The 16286-nt window shown below is 60.6% G+C and carries 14 protein-coding genes; 8 read left to right on the top strand and 6 right to left on the bottom strand.

The window, feature by feature from the left end; all coding sequences use genetic code 11:
- Positions 1–53: 53 nt before the first annotated feature.
- A complete protein-coding gene (locus EDC23_RS00660; RefSeq protein ID WP_134080349.1) occupies positions 54–1835 on the bottom strand; it encodes an asparagine synthetase B family protein in 1782 nt (593 codons plus the stop codon).
- Between the two features lie 125 nt (positions 1836–1960).
- Between EDC23_RS00660 and EDC23_RS00655 the strand changes: the two genes are divergently transcribed.
- From EDC23_RS00655 to EDC23_RS00630, 6 genes are all read left to right on the top strand, one after another.
- Positions 1961–2212 (top strand): acyl carrier protein, encoded by a 252-nt coding sequence (locus EDC23_RS00655; protein WP_134080348.1) that lies wholly within the window; start codon positions 1961–1963, stop codon positions 2210–2212.
- Between the two features lie 10 nt (positions 2213–2222).
- Positions 2223–3029 (top strand): hydrolase 2, exosortase A system-associated, encoded by an 807-nt coding sequence (locus tag EDC23_RS00650; protein ID WP_134080347.1) that lies wholly within the window; start codon positions 2223–2225, stop codon positions 3027–3029.
- Positions 3026–3886 carry a hydrolase 1, exosortase A system-associated gene (locus EDC23_RS00645; RefSeq protein WP_134080346.1) on the top strand — a complete coding sequence of 287 codons (861 nt, stop codon included), beginning with the start codon at positions 3026–3028 and terminating at the stop codon, positions 3884–3886. The genes EDC23_RS00650 and EDC23_RS00645 overlap by 4 nt, the downstream gene beginning before the upstream one ends.
- Positions 3887–4041: 155 nt before the next feature.
- A complete protein-coding gene (locus EDC23_RS00640) occupies positions 4042–4782 on the top strand; it encodes an O-methyltransferase (protein ID WP_134080345.1) in 741 nt (246 codons plus the stop codon).
- A 30-nt stretch (positions 4783–4812) separates the two neighbouring features.
- Positions 4813–5808, top strand: coding sequence for a glycosyltransferase family 2 protein (locus tag EDC23_RS00635; protein WP_134081228.1), 996 nt, complete (start codon positions 4813–4815; stop codon positions 5806–5808).
- Positions 5809–5901: 93 nt separating this feature from the next.
- Complete coding sequence (locus tag EDC23_RS00630) at positions 5902–7443, top strand: asparagine synthase-related protein (RefSeq protein WP_134080344.1); 1542 nt, start codon at positions 5902–5904, stop codon at positions 7441–7443.
- A 61-nt stretch (positions 7444–7504) separates the two neighbouring features.
- On the opposite strand, the gene EDC23_RS00625 is transcribed toward EDC23_RS00630, so the two are convergent.
- The 3 genes from EDC23_RS00625 to EDC23_RS00615 are packed head-to-tail and all read right to left on the bottom strand — an operon-like array spanning position 7505 to position 11300.
- Positions 7505–9286, bottom strand: a complete 1782-nt coding sequence (locus tag EDC23_RS00625) for a hypothetical protein (RefSeq protein WP_134080343.1) — start codon at positions 9284–9286, stop codon at positions 7505–7507.
- 16 nt (positions 9287–9302) lie between these two features.
- Positions 9303–10706 (bottom strand): putative O-glycosylation ligase, exosortase A system-associated, encoded by a 1404-nt coding sequence (locus EDC23_RS00620; RefSeq protein ID WP_134080342.1) that lies wholly within the window; start codon positions 10704–10706, stop codon positions 9303–9305.
- Between the two features lie 9 nt (positions 10707–10715).
- Complete coding sequence (locus EDC23_RS00615) at positions 10716–11300, bottom strand: tetratricopeptide repeat protein (RefSeq protein ID WP_166668730.1); 585 nt, start codon at positions 11298–11300, stop codon at positions 10716–10718.
- Between the two features lie 286 nt (positions 11301–11586).
- Between EDC23_RS00615 and EDC23_RS00610 the strand changes: the two genes are divergently transcribed.
- Together EDC23_RS00610 and EDC23_RS00605 are read left to right on the top strand one after the other, a co-directional pair.
- Positions 11587–13167: an acyl-CoA ligase (AMP-forming), exosortase A system-associated gene (locus EDC23_RS00610; RefSeq protein ID WP_134080340.1), complete on the top strand. Its 1581-nt coding sequence runs from the start codon at positions 11587–11589 to the stop codon at positions 13165–13167.
- Between the two features lie 7 nt (positions 13168–13174).
- The gene (locus EDC23_RS00605) at positions 13175–14422 is read left to right on the top strand and encodes a pyridoxal-dependent decarboxylase, exosortase A system-associated (RefSeq protein WP_134080339.1); all 1248 of its coding nucleotides are present in this window, start codon (positions 13175–13177) and stop codon (positions 14420–14422) included.
- A 38-nt stretch (positions 14423–14460) separates the two neighbouring features.
- Here the strand turns inward: EDC23_RS00605 and EDC23_RS00600 are convergent, their stop codons facing one another.
- Both EDC23_RS00600 and EDC23_RS00595 read right to left on the bottom strand, forming a co-directional pair.
- Positions 14461–15189, bottom strand: a complete 729-nt coding sequence (locus EDC23_RS00600) for a GNAT family N-acetyltransferase (RefSeq protein ID WP_134080338.1) — start codon at positions 15187–15189, stop codon at positions 14461–14463.
- A gap of 12 nt (positions 15190–15201) precedes the next feature.
- Entirely contained in the window at positions 15202–15939 is a 738-nt protein-coding gene (locus EDC23_RS00595; RefSeq protein WP_134080337.1) for a class I SAM-dependent methyltransferase, read from the bottom strand.
- Positions 15940–16286: the final 347 nt, after the last annotated feature.

The following is a 16286-nucleotide window of genomic DNA, read 5'->3' as shown; positions in this document are numbered from 1 at the left end:
TTATAACGTGTTTTTGGCGTCTCCTATGTTACATAGCGAACATAGCGCGGTGATTAGCGGGGCTTATGTGTTTCCAGCCACAGGTCGAGCATCATCAGCACCCACACCAGTTCCCCGTAATACGCGGCATGGCCTTCGCGGTGCAGGGTGATCAGCCGGTCGATGAACGCCGGTTGCAGGATCCCCCGGGACTTGAAGCGCAGCAGGCCGTCGTAGGCCAGTTCCCGCAGGGGGGTGTGTTCGCGCATCCAGACGCCAAAGGGCAGTCCGAAGCCGTGTTTTTTCTTGTCGAGGATCGCTTCGGGCAAAAAGCCGCTCATGGCGTTTTTGTAAAAATGGCGCAGCCGTCCCTTGTGCAGTTTCATGGCCGAGGGGATGCGGCAGGAAAAGTCCACCAGGGCATCATCCAGCATGGGATAGGCGACATCGACGCCGGCCAGTTCACACATGCGGCTCACCTTGCGCAGATCGTTGTCGGCCAGGGTCTGCTGCCAGTCCAGATACATCATGCGATTGAGCGACGAGGCCGCTTCGGGACGCCGGTAGATATCCCGCATCAGATCCCAGGGGCCTTCGGTGTGTACCTGGGCCAGGAACCCGGGCTCGAACATCGCCGTCAGCGACAGGCGATGGAGATAATTATAGGTTTGCAGGCGATCCGGTAGCGGAATCCGGGCCTGCTCCACATAGCTGCGGGCCTTGCCCAGTAAAGATGCGCGCGGCAGATGGGTGAACAGAGGCTCCAGCAGGCGGCGGGCGAGCGCCGGTTGCCGGGACCAGAGCTCGAACACGCCCTGCTTGGCATAGCGCGCGTTGCCCGCGAACAGCTCGTCCCCGCCGTCGCCGCCCAGCAGGCGGGTGGTCCCGCTGTCGGCGGCGAGGCGGGCACAAAAATAGGCCGGCAGCGCCGAGGAGTTGCCAAACGGCTCATCGTAGCTGGCGGCGATCAGCGGTATCGCGTCGACCACATCGTCGGGCGAAACATAGTACTCGTGCGGACGGGTTTTGAAGTGTTGCGCGGCGATCCGGGCATAGGCGATCTCGTCGTAGCCCGGCGCATCGAAGCCGATGCTGAACGTATCCGCCTCGCCGGGGTGCAACTGTGCCAGCTTGCCGGCCACGGTCGAGCTGTCCAGGCCGCCGCTGAGAAACGCGCCGGTCTTTCCCGGGTCGGTCAGTTTGTCGACCGACGCGTCGAGCAGGCGGTGCAGTTCCTCGCCCAGCGCGCCCATGTCGGCCTGTGCCGGTTCCTCGAAGCGGGGCTGCCAGTAAGGCGCGATGCGCAGGTTTTGCGAATCCAGCCGCAGGCAGTGTGCGCCTTGCAGTTTTTCCACGTCGGCAAACAGACTCACCGGCGCCGGCAGCATATGAAAGAACAGGTAGTGATAGAGACCGTCCGGCGAAGGCGTGCGATCAAGGGTGGCCGCGTTCGGCAGGCGGTCGATGGCGGAACCAAAGGCGACGCCGCCGGGAATGCGGGAAATATACAGCGGGAAGCGGCCCAGGCGGTCAATGCCCACCAGCAGGCGTCGCGCGACCGGGTCCAGAATCGCCAGCGCGAAATCGCCGCTCAGGCGGGCGAACAGCTGCTCGCCGTCACGCCGGTAGCGATCCAGCAGGGTCTGCGCGGGGTCCTGTCCGGCGGGCGGGTCCTGCCATTGCGGGTGGCCGATCAGCGCGGCAATCCGGCCCTCCCCGTCGCGGGCGATCCAGCCGCCCCGAACCTGGCAGGCGCCCCCCTCGCTGGTGAAACGCGATGCTGCGTTGTTGTCGGCCGCGGGCATGTCGGGTCCCGGGGTGCCATCCGTGGTAAACCAGCCGCCTAACTCTCGCATCTGTCTCCCTTTGCCCGTGTTGGTGATACAATCACACGGGTTTAATTATCCTCAGGGATACATCATAGAGCATTTGCTCCAACAGGACATGATTCCTGTGTCTGTGTTAAGGGAAGGAGGTCCCGATGTCGAGTCTCGAACAAGTCAAAACTATCCTGGACAGCACACTGGGGCTCAACGGCCGCGTGCAAAAATTCGATACCGATACGCCCCTGCTCGGCAATATCCATGAGCTGGATTCCATGGCGGTGGTGACCGTGATCACGACCATCGAGGAGCAGTTCGGCATCATGGTGGATGACGACGAGATCAGCGCCGAGACGTTCGAGACCCTGGGCAGCCTGGTCGAGTTTGTCGATTCCAAGCTCGCCGCTTGAAACACTTCGCATGAAAGCCGGGTTTCTGGCAGGCGGGCAAGGCCCGCTCTTTTATATCCTGCATGAACCGGCGGGCAGGCCGGTACGCGGCTGCGTGCTGTATGTTCCCCCCTTCGCCGAAGAACTCAACAAGTCCCGCCGCATGGCGGCGCGCCAGGCCCGCCTGCTGGCCGAACAGGGTTATGCGGTATTCATGCCCGATCTCTATGGCTGCGGTGACAGCGGCGGTGATTTTGCCGATGCCCGCTGGCAGGACTGGCTGGCCGATCTTGGCGACGGCCTGGACTGGCTGCAGGAGCGTTACCCCGGTCCGGTGATCCTCTGGGGGCTGCGCGCGGGCTGCCTGCTGATCAGCGATCTCCTGCAGGTTCGCCAGATCCCGCCGGCGGCGGTCCTCTACTGGCAACCGGTGAGCGATGGCGAACGCTATCTGGCCCAGTTTCTGCGCCTGCGTATGGCCGCGGGGATGATGGGCAGCGGCAAGGAAACCACCGGCCAGTTGCGGGCCCGGCTGAAGGAAGGCGAAACGCTGGAGGTGGCCGGCTATGCTCTGGCCCCGGCGCTGGCCGACGCGCTTGCCGGGGCGCGGCTAGTCGCCTCGCCCGGCACGCCGCTCGCCTGGCTGGAAGTGGCGCACGGCGACCCGCCCGAACTGCCGCCGGTCAGCACCCGCCTGATCGACGCGTGGCGTCAACAGGGAATGACCCTCCACACGGGCGCCGTGCGCGGCGATCCTTTCTGGACCACCCAGGAGATCCACGAAGTACCGGCCTTGCTGGACGCGAGTCTGGCGGGTTTGCAGGCGGTGCTGCGGTGAGCGAGCAGGCGATCATTTTCCCGGTCGGGGATGACGAGCTGCTGGGGATCCTGCATCCGGGAGCGCCGCAGGCGGTTCGGGGGGTGCTGGTGGTCGTGGGCGGTCCGCAGTACCGGGTCGGCAGCCATCGTCAGTTCTTGCTGCTGGCTCGCCATCTGGCCGCGGCCGGTATTCCGGTGTTCCGCTTTGACTATCGCGGGATGGGCGACTCGACGGGGGCGCAGCGTGATTTCGAGCGGGTTGGCGATGACATCCGCGCGGCCATCGACACCTTTCAGGCCCAGCTGCCGGACCTGCGCGAGGTGATCGTCTGGGGGCTGTGTGATGCGGCATCCATCGCCCTGATCACCGCCCCGAAGGAACCGCGTATCCACGGGCTGGTGCTGGCCAACCCCTGGGTGCGCACCGGGGAGAGCCTGGCCCGGGCCTATCTGAAAACCTATTATATAAAGCGTTTGTTCAGCCGTGATTTCTGGGTGAACCTGCTGCGCGGCAGGTTCAACCCCGTCGCCTCGCTGCGTTCTGTCTTCAGCCTGCTGCGCCGGCTGGCCGGGTCATCCGGGCCGGCGGCGCAGGGCGAGTCTGCCGGCAACCCCACCGGGCCGCTGCCGCAACGCATGGCCGAGGGCTGGCGACGCTATCGCGGTCCGATTCTGCTGATACTCAGCGGCGACGATCTGACCGCCGCCGAGTTTCGCGATACGGCCGCCACCGATCCGGCCTGGGCCGGGTTGCTGAAACAGTCGCGGGTCACGCTGCGGGAATTGCCGCAAGCCAACCATACGTTCTCTCGCCAGGCGTGGCGGGATCAGGTGGCACAATGGACGCTGGAGTGGGTTCGATCAGGCGAAGAGTGACCCGCTGAGAACCCGCCCCGGGTAATCAGGTTGTCATTGCGTAAAGTGAGCTACACTGGGGGTTGTCGGACGCAGCCGGTTCTGGCTATCGGTCTGCGCTGAATGGATACATGGCCGGAAAGTAAGGACGTTTCACTAACAAAGGGACTTATGACATGGACTACCTGCTACTGTTCCTGCTGCTGGTCGTACTGGCCTCCCAGGCGCTGTTGTTTTACAAGGTACGCAAGATTCATCTGGCGTCCTACCGGCTGTTGGGAGCGGCGCAAGAATCCGGTGCGCTATATCAGCAACTGCAGGCTTACGATGGCCTGATGCGTCTTATCCGCCCGGTTGCGCCTTTGCCGCTGTTGCGCGGCTGGGCCGCTTCGCCGGATCTGCTGTTTACGCTTGCCAAACACACGATAAAACATAAACCGGTGTCGATTCTGGAGTGCAGTTCCGGCTCTTCCACCATGGTACTGGCGCGTTGTTGTCAATTGAACGGCGTGGGTCACGTCTATAGCCTGGAACATGATGAACACTTCGCCGAGCAGACCCGCGAAGGCCTCGTCGAGCAGGGGCTGGAAGAGTGGGCCAGCGTCATCCATGCCCCGCTGATTCCCACCGGGGATGCCGGTCAACCCTGGTACGATTTGACTCGCCTGCAGGCGCCGGAGGGGGGCTTCGATATGCTGGTTATCGACGGACCCCCGGCGACCACCTCGAAACATGCCCGGTATCCGGCACTGCCACAACTGGATCGATTGCTTAATCCGGGTGCCCGTGTTTTTCTGGACGATGCCGCGCGTGGCGAGGAAAAGCAGATCCTGGCACGCTGGCAGCAAGAGTTGCCCCACTACACCGAGGCACTGCTGCCGTTTGACAAGGGTGCGGCTGTGCTGACCAAAGGTTAACGCTTGTTTTATGTGGTACTTTTTCTCATGATGAGTAACTCGTCGACACCCGAGATTGCGGTGATCATTCCGTTCTATCAGCGGGAAACCGGATTGTTGACCCAGTGCGTGCGGTCCATTCTGGAACAGCCGGGTGGCGTGGACTGTCAGATCATTGTGGTCGATGATGAATCCCCGATCCCGGCGGATCAGGAGCTTGCCCGGTTTCTGCCCGATGCCGGTGATCGCCTGAGAATCATTCACCAGCCAAATGCCGGTCCCGGCGCGGCACGCAATACCGGTCTGGATAACGTGCCACCCGGTACCCCGTATGTCACTTTTCTCGATTCGGATGATCAATGGACCGGCCCCTTTCTGAGCGATGCCGTTGCTGCCCTGGAACAGGGGTACGATCTGTTTATGGGTAACAGCACCCGCGTTGGCAGTGAGACCAGCCGCTTTGAATGGGATAAAAATCCCGTCCTGAACATTCATCCGGCGGATCACAAAACCATTGATCCTGAGCGGGCGCTTTATGAATATCAGGGTGATTTTTTTGATCTGTTGATCCGGCGCAGCAATATTATCGGGCCGACCACCATGGCCTATCGTTTCGATCGCTTCGCGGCGGTGCGTTTTGATCCGACTATCTATAACGGCCAGGATCGGTTGTTTAAACTGACCCTGGGTCAGGATTTTCAACGCGTGGCTTTCTCGCCGAAGCTCTATGCGTATGAAGGGGAAGGCATCAACATCTTCGATAAATCACAATGGGGTACCGCCGGATCGATTCGCCTGTTGTCCAGTTATATCCGCCTGTCCCGGCGGATACTTGCGACGATCCGCCTGAACCCGGAACAACGGGCTTACGTTCGCCATCAACTGGCCGACTCGCGCCGTTCATTTGCACTAAGCATCCCGCATCTTTTAAAAAAGGGTGTCAGCATAGACTGGCGACGTGTCATGGCGACTTTTCGGGAAGATCCGCTCTGCGCCATGTTGTTTCTGCCCAATCTGGCCAGAGGCTTTCTGGCAAAACGGCATTGATGCCTGTCGGGTCCGGGTGTTTGGGTGCGACAGGTGCGCGGTGTATGAATTCAAACTTACCGGGCTGGCCGCACCCGGCTGGATACTGATCTGATGCAACACTCCCCGCTTGATGTTTTATCGTCTTTCGACAGGCCGTTCTTCTCGGCACGGGTGACGCCTGACGGGATCGTGACCGGGGGCACACCGCACTGTTTTTTGGGACACCGGCTGAGCCCGGGAAACAGATCCGTCGCTGATGGGATCTTTGTGCAGTGGCAGTGGGACGGCCAGCGGCTGGTCGTGAGCAATGATCGTTACGGGATCTATCCGCTCTATTACGCCTGCCACGGTAATGCGATTCATATTTCGCCGTCCATTCATCATGTGCTGCAAGGGGATTTTCCGAAGACGCTGGATACGGCCGCACTGGCGGTATTTTACCGGCTGGGGTTTTTCATCGCGGAGGACACCCCGTTCGAACAGATCCGGATCCTGCCACCCGGCAGTCGCCTGATCTGGCAACAGGGTCGGCTGCATCTGGAGCGCGGCAGTATCGAGACCCCCGCGCCGGCCAGTGAAGCCCGCTCTTTTGACGAGGCGGTGGGACAGTATGCTTCCCTGTTCGAACAGGCCATCGCCCGTCGTCCGCCGGCGGCGGACGAGTTCACCTTGCCCATCAGTGGTGGGCGGGACTCCCGGCATATTTTGCTCGCGCTGCTTAAGCAAGGCTACCGGCCCTCGAACACGATCACGGTGAAAATGCGTCCGCCTTCGGCTAACGAGGATCTGCGTATTGCCCGCATGCTGGCGGCGGAGCTGCAACTGCCGCATACGGAAATCGAGAATCCTGACTCCTTTTTCCAGGCCAATCTCAAAGACATTGAATTGACCAATTTCTGTGGCAGTGGGCACACCTGGTTGTTGCCGGTCGCCAGTTATCTCAAGGGGCGTACCTCGACCCTGTATGACGGCCTGGCCGGCAGCGTGATCTCCGGGGGCTTTCAGGTCAATGAGCAGAAACTGGCCTTATTCCGTGCGGGCAAGCTGACCGAACTGGCAACCTTGTTACTCAGGGAGACGGGACTCGGACCGTTTCTGTCCAGTACCCTGCGTTCGCATTTCAGTGGCGAACTGGACGAGTCGCTGGCAGTCCAGAAGTTATCCGAGGAGCTGGCGCGGCATCAGCATGCCAGGCACCCGCTGGTCTCCTATATCTTCTGGAACCGAACGCGACGTGGTGTGGGCCTGATCCCTTTCGCCATTCTGGCGGATATTCCCAACGTGTACTGTCCCTATCTGGACCATGACGTACTGGATTTTCTGATTAACCTGGATGCGTCATATTCCGTGAACAATGCACTGCATGATGAAACCATACGCCGCGCCTATCCCGACTATGCACACCTGCCATTTGAGAAAAAGGATGCCAGGGGAACGTCAGGGCGAATGATGAGTCGCTACTATCGTCGCGCGGTGCGGGAGTTTGCGGGCTATTTCATCAAACATCCCGCCCGCATGGGGTCCGGTCTTATCAAGAGCGAACGGGTGATGTTGATGCTGCTGCGGGATATGAGCAAACGGCAGTGTGACTATTCATGGTATCTGCGGCCCGCGCTTTACACGCTGCAACTGGAGCAGGCGTTAAACCGCTGAAGACACGTATCGTCCGGCTTGCACCTGGAATAAAGTACAACTCAGAAAAGGTTTCAGGCGATCACCATTGCAAGACCAGCCGATGGCGATAACCTTCTTCGCCGATCGTTTGTTCCGCCAGACAATAACCGCTGGCGCCGGGTATCGCCGAATCCAGTGTCGTGTCGTGAAACGCCGCGTCGGTTGTTCGGGTTTTATCGCGGGAGCTGCTTTCCAGTTCTCTTGTCCGGGGCAACGCGTTGGCTATCAGCGCATGGCCGGCGGGATTGAGATAACGAACCCGTCCCGTGGCTATCGGCTCCAGCGTCAACTCATGGATCAATTCGGGCTTATGTCGGCTCAAAGATATGACCAGCCGGGCCTGTACCTGGCGCGCCGGCCTGCGTTGCAACACGGCCCGACGACCAAGCGCACCGTCGAGAAACCGCCAGTCGATGGCCGCTTTCAGGCGTTGCCAGGCGGTTGAATCCGCTGGCCGCAAGAGGGGCAACGGCGAGCCTGCCAGCGTGATCCGGTACGCCGCATCCGTCTCTTCGATCTGAACGTGGGTGTATTCGGTGAGTCCGCACAGTATCCCGTCGATCAGAAACACGGGTGTCCAGCCGGCCAGTGCGGGTTGTGCGAGCAGGCGCGTTGCCTTGATCCGTGTAGAGGCCGGACACAACAGCTGATCACGCCGGGCAACATGAAATGGCACGCCGCCGGCATAGCGCAATTCAACCGCGTCGCGACTGAAGCCCTGGGGGCGTTGTCCCCGGGTGGATAGCAGGGCGACCAGTCCCGCGTCGGTGCCGATGCGCAGCAACCCCGCATCCGCGTCCTGCCTGAATGCCGGTGTCGCCTCAAGCGCCTGCGTGTTGATAACAGGCTGGGCATCGCTCGTCGCGACATGCCGGGCCCAGCCGACAATGGCCGCGGTCCATGCGTTATAGACCGACAGGTACATATAGCTGTCCCAACCCTGTTGGCCCGCCGGGTTGAGTGCCAGCAAGTCGTCGTCACGACACTGCCCTGACCAGCGTTTGAGTATGCCGGTAATCATTTGTGACCCGGTTGACTGCGATGGCTGTTGTTTATCACAGCCCGACAGAATCAGGCTGGCCAGCAGACAGGCATCTCCGAATAGCGAATGGGTGCTGCGACCAAAGCCGCCGACATGGGTTTGGCCGTCCCAGCAGAGTAAAACCCACTCGTGCAGGCGTTGCAGGTGGCCCATCAGTCTGGATGAGCGCGTATAGTGCAGGGCCATGGTCGTGACGAACAGGGCTTTATGGTGGTACGCCATGGGTGTGGCGCTGCCCGGGCTTGCAGCATGACCGGGAAAATCCACAAAACCGCCTGCCGGCATGGTCCAGCGATCCAGCATGCGTCCCAGTTCGCCTGTGGCCTGTGCGCGCTGTTTTTTTGAAGTCGCTTCCATGATGCGGCAAAGCTGTGCCAGCAAGGTCCAGTTATTCGAGGGGTAGCGGCGTGCCAGTGGACAGCGGGAGAGGGACTCGGTGATCAGTGACGCATCGATCGCGCTGCGTGCTTCGTCATGGTTATGCCATGTCTCGCGAAGCAATAACAGCAGAAAACGATTGAAGGGGGCATGGCCGCGTTGATCGGATGTCTGGGCAAGCCAGTGTTCAATCAGCCGCCGAACAAGCGGGTCGGCGGGCTGGCGAAGATACAGGGCAAGTGCCGTGCTGATCTGTGCATAATGATCCACGGGGCTCGATTTACCCTGTTGCGGATCCCAAAGTGTCCCATCCGGTTTGATCTGCTGTTGCAATGCGCCTGTCAGACTTGCGAGCCGCTCGTCAAGCCGGCTGTCGATCCGGGTATCACGCGGCGGGTTCACGCAGACACGCTCATCATTATTTTGATTCGTTTTGATCGGTTGTGCGGGTCGCAACAAAGTCGGGGAATCGGGGGGAGGCGGGTGAGGCCGTATTGTCTTTTGTATTTTGTGTCGCCGCTTCGCCGGGGGATGGCGCCTCTTGCAGTTCACGCCACATGATCACGACCAGCGCAATGAAGGCGTAGTAGAGATCGAAATAGGCCACATCCAGAAATGCGCCGCCTGCTGCGTAGCCAATCAGACTGATTTGCAAGGCCCAGGCATACTCGGCCAGCCAGATTTGTCCGGTATGTTGTATCGCCGTTCGACGGATCTTGTTCAAAGTTAAAAATGTTGCAGCCAGAAGCAGCAGAAAGATTGCCAGACCGCCGAAGCCATGTTGTGCCATTACCCCGAAATATATGCTGTGCGGTGACAGGACATGTCGCCAGGACCCTTCAAAATTGGCGTAGGAGCTCCACCAGTCATAACCCATATTGGTATAACCAAAGCCCATGCCGGTAACCGGGTTCTCTTTGGCCATGTTGAGGCTGATGCCCCAGGACTGGATACGCTGCATGGCGGAGGTGTCTTCTTCATAAGTCTCGATGGTTTGCCAGCGTTCCGTGAGGCGTTCGGGTGCGGTAATCCCGATAACGCCCACAGCCAGTATCGCCAGGGAGGCTATGAGCCATTTATGTTTCATGCGCCAGAGCAAGAAAGGTGTAATGACCAGCAGTGCCAGCAGCGCACCCCGGGAGTAGGTGGCAAGAACGGAAATAACCGTTAACCAGAAGACAGCATACAGTCCCAATCCAAGAGGACGGGAAAAGCGTTTTACGATCGGAATGCCGAAGTCGACCCACTGGCGATAAAACAGGCGGGCGCTGACCAGTATCAGTGGCAGCGCCATGAGCATGGCCAGGCCAATATAGGTATTGCCGGAAAGGTAGGAACCCGGCGGTCCGAGTACCGAGTGATTGCCCCCGGTGGAGATTGCAAACAACCCTCCCTTGAAACCGTAGAACGCCAGGGAGGCGGTGATGACCAGCAGAATCGTGATGATGCGCTTTTCCCCGTAGACCAGCATCGGGGTAATGAAGGTAATTAGCAGAATCTTCATGAACTTGACCCAGAAGTCCCAGGCCCCGGCGGGATTCACGGCAAAGACGCTGGTCAGGGTGACATACCCCACCCAGACAGCCAGCAGGATCATCTCCCGGCTCCAGGGGATGGGGCGCCGGTCACGATTCATGAGCAGCGCAGCCAGGGTAACCAGACCAATGACCATGGCCAGGGGGAAGGTGCGCATAAAGCCCCAGGTGTGACCCTGGGGTACCATCAGACCGATCCAGAACCAGGCCGCGATACCGATCCAGGGCCGTTTGAGTATAAACGGCACAATGCCAATGATGATGGCGAAGAGGAGATAATCACGCACGCTGCTGACCTAATCCGACAGGCTGTAACCGGCTTCTTTGAGCATATTTTTTAATCCCGGTAACGGGTAACCCAGCTCGTAGGCCTTTTTGGCATGAACACGGGCCGCTTCATAGTCTTTGAGCTTGAAAAGAACCAGCCCCAGGTTGTAATGAATCTCCGGATGGTCGGGGGTCATGTCGACAGCCTGTTGCAAGACCGAACGGGCCTCTTTATCTCGATCGGTTCGGGCGTAGTACAAACCCTTGATGACATAGACCATGGCATCATCGGGTGCGATATCGTGTGCCCACTGAAAACGGCATTCAATGTCCACGTGTGAGCGAGTTGGTCGGGTTGTTCCCTCGCGGGCGGCGAGTCGGGTCAGCGCATCCAGTGCCTGATGGTGATTGGGAAACCAGTTCAGTACATATTCAAGGTCGCCCACCAGGTGTGTTGTGGCGCCCTGACGCAGGGTACGCACGTCTTCGGTGAAATGATGTTTCTCGACAACATTAAGGTACTTGTCGGTATGCGCGCGATTGGTGTAATCAAACGGTCCGGTAGGATGTGTGTGTTTGCCACAAACTGTTTCTGCCTGCAAAGAGAACGGCATAACCATCAGGGTTAGTATGATGGTGAGTGTCGGTATCCGGTTTCTGATTCGGGAGAATGCAGACCAGGCAGCGTAAATACCCCCAGATACATTATTGTGGTTGGACATGTAAAAAACCTCGACACTTTTTTGATCGGGTGGGAAGATTGCTGGCCTGATACTTCTGTTCATCATGGCGGTCGATGTCTGGACCGCAGCATGTCTGTTAAGGATAGCGTATCATGTTATCATCGCCATGATAGTTGCGGTATAATTCAATCACGCTACCCATCCCACGATAATATTCATGCCCACTCTCTTGCACGACCCCATCATTATCCGGGCTAATCAGTCGCCTGACGCGCCCGCGCTGGGTTATCGTGGTGAATACCAGAATTATGTTCAGCTGGCCGAGGCCGTGCAGAACGCCGCCGCCGGTTTGCTGCAAGCGGGTTTATTGCGTCAGGAGCGGGTGGCGGTCTACCTGGACAAGCGACCGGAAACCATTCATGCCCTGTTCGGTGCCTCGCTGGCCGGCGGGGTGTTTGTACCGGTGAACCCGTTGCTCAAGGCCGAGCAGGTCGCGTATATCCTGCAGGACTGCAACGTCCGGATCCTGGTGACGTCCCCGGAGCGCCTCGCGGCGTTGCAGGAGAGCCTGGCGCACTGTCCGGATCTGCATACCGTGCTGGTGGTGGGCGAGGCCGAAGCGGGGGAATCCCCCGACCACTATCAGCAAGTCGGCTGGCATGAAATCCAGGACGTCGAGTCTCCGGGTTTGCATCGCACCATCGACACGGATATGGCGGCCATTCTCTATACCTCGGGCAGCACGGGCCGGCCCAAGGGGGTGGTGCTGTCACATCGCAACATGGTGGCCGGCGCCGAAAGCGTGGCCAGCTACCTGGAGAACCGGGCGGCGGATCGCCTGCTTGCGGTACTGCCTCTCAGTTTCGATTATGGCCTGAGCCAGCTGACCACCGCGTTCAGTGTCGGTGCCAGTGTGGCATTGCTGAATTATCTGCTGCCCCGGGATGTGATCAAGGCGGTGGCGAAAGAAGGCATCACCGGGCTGGCCGCGGTCCCGCCGCTGTGGAACCAGCTGGCACAGCTGGAGTGGCCCGGGCAAACGCGCGAAACCCTGCGTTATGTCACCAACTCGGGCGGCGCGATGCCGCGCAAGGTGCTCGATGCCTTGCGCCAGCAATTACCTTCGACCCGCTTTTATCTGATGTACGGGCTCACCGAGGCCTTTCGCTCCACCTATCTGCCGCCCGGGGAGCTGGATCGGCGCCCCGATTCCATGGGCAAGGCGATTCCCAACGCGGAGGTCATGGTGGTGCGTGAAGACGGCACCCCCTGTGCAGCAGGTGAACCGGGTGAGCTGGTTCACCGCGGCGCGCTGGTCTCGCTCGGTTACTGGAATGATCCGGAACGCACCGCCGAGCGTTTTCGTCCGGCCCCCGGGCAGGCGAGTGCTATCCCGGTGCCCGAGCTCGCCGTCTGGTCGGGCGATACGGTGCGCACCGACGAGGACGGTTTTCTCTATTTTATCGGGCGCCGGGATGAGATGATCAAAACCTCCGGTTACCGGGTGAGTCCCAACGAGGTGGAAGAAGTCGCCTATGCCTCGGGACGGGTTGCCGAAGCCGCGGCACTGGGTGTGCCGCACCCGACCCTGGGTCACGGTATTGTACTGGTGGTCTTGCCCAGGGAGGATGGCCTGACAATGGAGGGTTTGCTGGACGCCTTGCGTCCCCACCTGCCTGCCTTCATGCTGCCGGGGCATATCGCAATTCAGCATGAGCCGCTGCCGCGCAATGCCAACGGCAAGATCGATCGCAAGCAGCTGGCCACGCGTTTCACCGACTTCTTTTCCGGAGACTGATACCCCCATGAGTGACAGCCGCCCCAGCCACGCCCCCATCCACGCTCCCAGCAACGTGTTTCCGGTGGTGGATGACTGCCTGCAGATCGGCGGCGTTGCCCTGTCACAGCTGGCGCAGCGCGTCGGCCAGACACCGTTTTATGCCTATGATCGGCAGGCGATGACCGAGCGGGTCGCCGCGCTGCGTACCGCCTTGCCCGAAGGGATCAGCGTCCATTACGCGGTCAAGGCCAACCCGATGCCGGCGGTGGTGCAGCACATGGCCGGGCTGGTGGATGGGCTGGATGTGGCTTCGGGGCGGGAGTTGCGCGTGGCCCTGGACGCCGGGATACCTGCGGGGGAGATCAGCTTCGCCGGTCCGGGCAAGTCACTGAATGAGCTGGCGATGGCCGTGGGCGCCGGTATTACGCTGAATATCGAGTCCGAGACCGAGCTGGAACGGGTCGCGGAAATCTCGGCGCAGACTGGCGAGATGGCCCATGTGGCGGTCAGGGTCAATCCCGATTTTGAACTCAAGACCTCCGGGATGAAAATGAGCGGGGGCCCCAAGGCCTTCGGCGTGGATGCCGAACGGGTCCCCGCCCTGCTCAAACGCATCGGGGAACTGGGACTGCATTTTCGGGGTTTTCATATCTTCTCCGGCTCCCAGAACCTGCGCTCCGAAGCGCTGATCGAGGCCCAGGGGCAGACCTTCGACCTGGCCCTGCGCCTGGCCGAATCGGCGCCCGGGCCGGTGGAGATGCTCAACATGGGGGGCGGTTTCGGCATCCCCTATTTTCCCGGCGAGACACCGCTGGATCTGGCGCCGATTACCGCGCATCTGGAAAGTCGTCTGCCGGCGGTGCGCGAGCAACTGCCCCGGGCGGAGATCATCCTGGAGCTGGGGCGCTACCTGGTCGGTGAGGCGGGCATCTACGTGGCCGAGGTGATCGATCGCAAGGAATCCCGCGGCCAGATCTTTTTGATCACCAACGGCGGACTGCACCATCATCTGGCGGCTTCGGGCAACTTCGGCCAGGTGATTCGCAAGAACTACCCGGTGGTGGTGGGCAACCGGATGCAGGGCGACGAGCGCGAGCTGGTCAACGTGGTGGGACCGCTGTGTACGCCGCTGGATGTCCTGGCGCAACAGATGGAACTGGCCCGCGCCGAGGTTGGGGATCTGATCGTGGTGTTCCAGTCCGGCGCCTACGGTTATACGGCCAGCCCGACGCGGTTTTTGAGCCACCCCGAGCCGGTGGAGATTCTGGTTTAACCTGCCCCGGTCAGACAGGCGCCCGTGAATCCCGGCGACTAATCGGACTGCGACAGGGCGTCATCGTCCGCAGAAGCGGCGACGGGGCCGACCTGTAATACGGGCCGGCTCTGCCGGCTGAATGACAGATGCACAAAAGGCTGGCGACTGGCGAGCATGACCTGCCAGGAACCCACGCAGACAAACAGCGCCCAGCCTGCCTTGCGTGCCCCGAGACGTTCGTGAGAACCCCGCGAGGCGGCATTGAAGGCCGAGATCCGGCTGGCGGAGTGCTGAATGCCCTCGGCATAAAGACGTTCGTTGGCGGCTTGCCACAGTTTCAGGAATACCGGCGAGAGGCGGTGTTTTTTGGCGACATACACATCGTAGTCCCAGACACTTTGCCCTGCGGGCAAGGGGCGGAACAGGCAGCGTACTTCATCTTCGGGATAGTCCCCTTTCACGAACCATAAAAACCCGGCCAGCTCTCCGTTGAGTTCGGCCACCAGACAGCGCGCGCCCTGGGCAAAACGCTCGGCGAACACCCCTTCACGGCGATCCGGCACGGACCGCAGCAGGGGATCATCCGCTCTGGCTTCACGCACCTGGATCGTTTTGCCGCGATGTGCGGGTAACAGGGGGACCGTGGTGATCGGCTGGCTGACCAGTTCGTATTTCACGATGCGCAGTCGTTCGGCGCTGAGCCGCGACAGTGCCGTACCCAGCAGGTACAGCATGCCGTTCCACCACCCCAGTGTCTGAATATTTGTGCGCAGGGTCCGTAGCATCGCCAGGGGATATCAGTGGTCGGCTTTGCGGGCGGCGATCAAAAATGCGTGGCTCAGAGGTGAGGCCAGCCAGGGGAGGTGTGCCAGTAACCCGCGCACGGGCCGGGATTCGAGCCAGGGCTGAAAGCGGCGCAGGGATCCCGGCAGAATCGGCACCCAGTACAACCGGATCTCGGTGGCGCCGGCGGCGCGCAGCAGGCGGATCAGTTGCGCGGGACTGTCGTAGCGCAGTCCCAGCGGGCGGCGGCGCAGACGTGCCCGCAACCGGTTCAGTACGGTGGTCAGGGCGTGCCGGTTCAGGGCATCGATCCAGATTTGTCCGCCGGGCCGGGTCAGGGCCAGCAGCTCATGAACAGCCCGGTCCGGGCCGGACAGGGCCTGCATCACCCCGAAGCACATCACCCCGTCCACGCTGGCCGGGCGCAGAGGCAGCTGGGTGGCATCGCCCACCAGCCAGGGAATCGAGGCATCGCTGCGGCTGCGCGCTTTTTGTAACGAGGGCAGCGAGTAATCGACCCCCAGAGGCGCCACACCCTGGCTGGCGAGATAGCGGGTATAACTGCCCGCGCCACAGCCGACATCCAGCCAGCGAGCGCCCGCCGTATCACCCGGCCAGACCCGCTGAAAATGGCGCAAGCGGACTTCCAGGCCGGACTCGGTCCACCCGGCGATAGCGGCGTCGTCATCGTATACCCGGCCGCGTTCGGTAAAGCGCTTGCGCCAGATTTCTTCAAAAGTAGGTCGAGGCATAGGTGATCCGTCTATCCAGTCCGCAGGTGTTAACCAGAATCCTGACAAAAGTCCCTTCATCGGATTGTAGGATAAAACGTCAGACGCATGTCTGGTACTGACTTGTCCTGTGTGGCGCTTGAGTGAAGAGGTAACAGGGTGCGGCTAAACATTACCAGATATGGGGAGAATCGCTTCGCGATACTGGTGCGCAGTCCTGTGCAATGTAATCAGGCGTCCGATTTGTCTCTGGCTTTGAGTCTAACATCAAAAACCGGCGAATTCTCCTTCCGTACGCACGCAGCAATAACGCAATAGCCCTGTAGAAAGCGTGATCGAACCGGTATAATTGCGGTTATGACTCTCTA

Source organism: Thiohalophilus thiocyanatoxydans (assembly GCF_004366735.1).
GTDB classification, from domain to species: Bacteria; Pseudomonadota; Gammaproteobacteria; order UBA6429; family Thiohalophilaceae; genus Thiohalophilus; species Thiohalophilus thiocyanatoxydans.
Note: the sequence above shows the minus strand (reverse complement) of the source record. Positions and strands in the feature narration are given on the sequence as shown.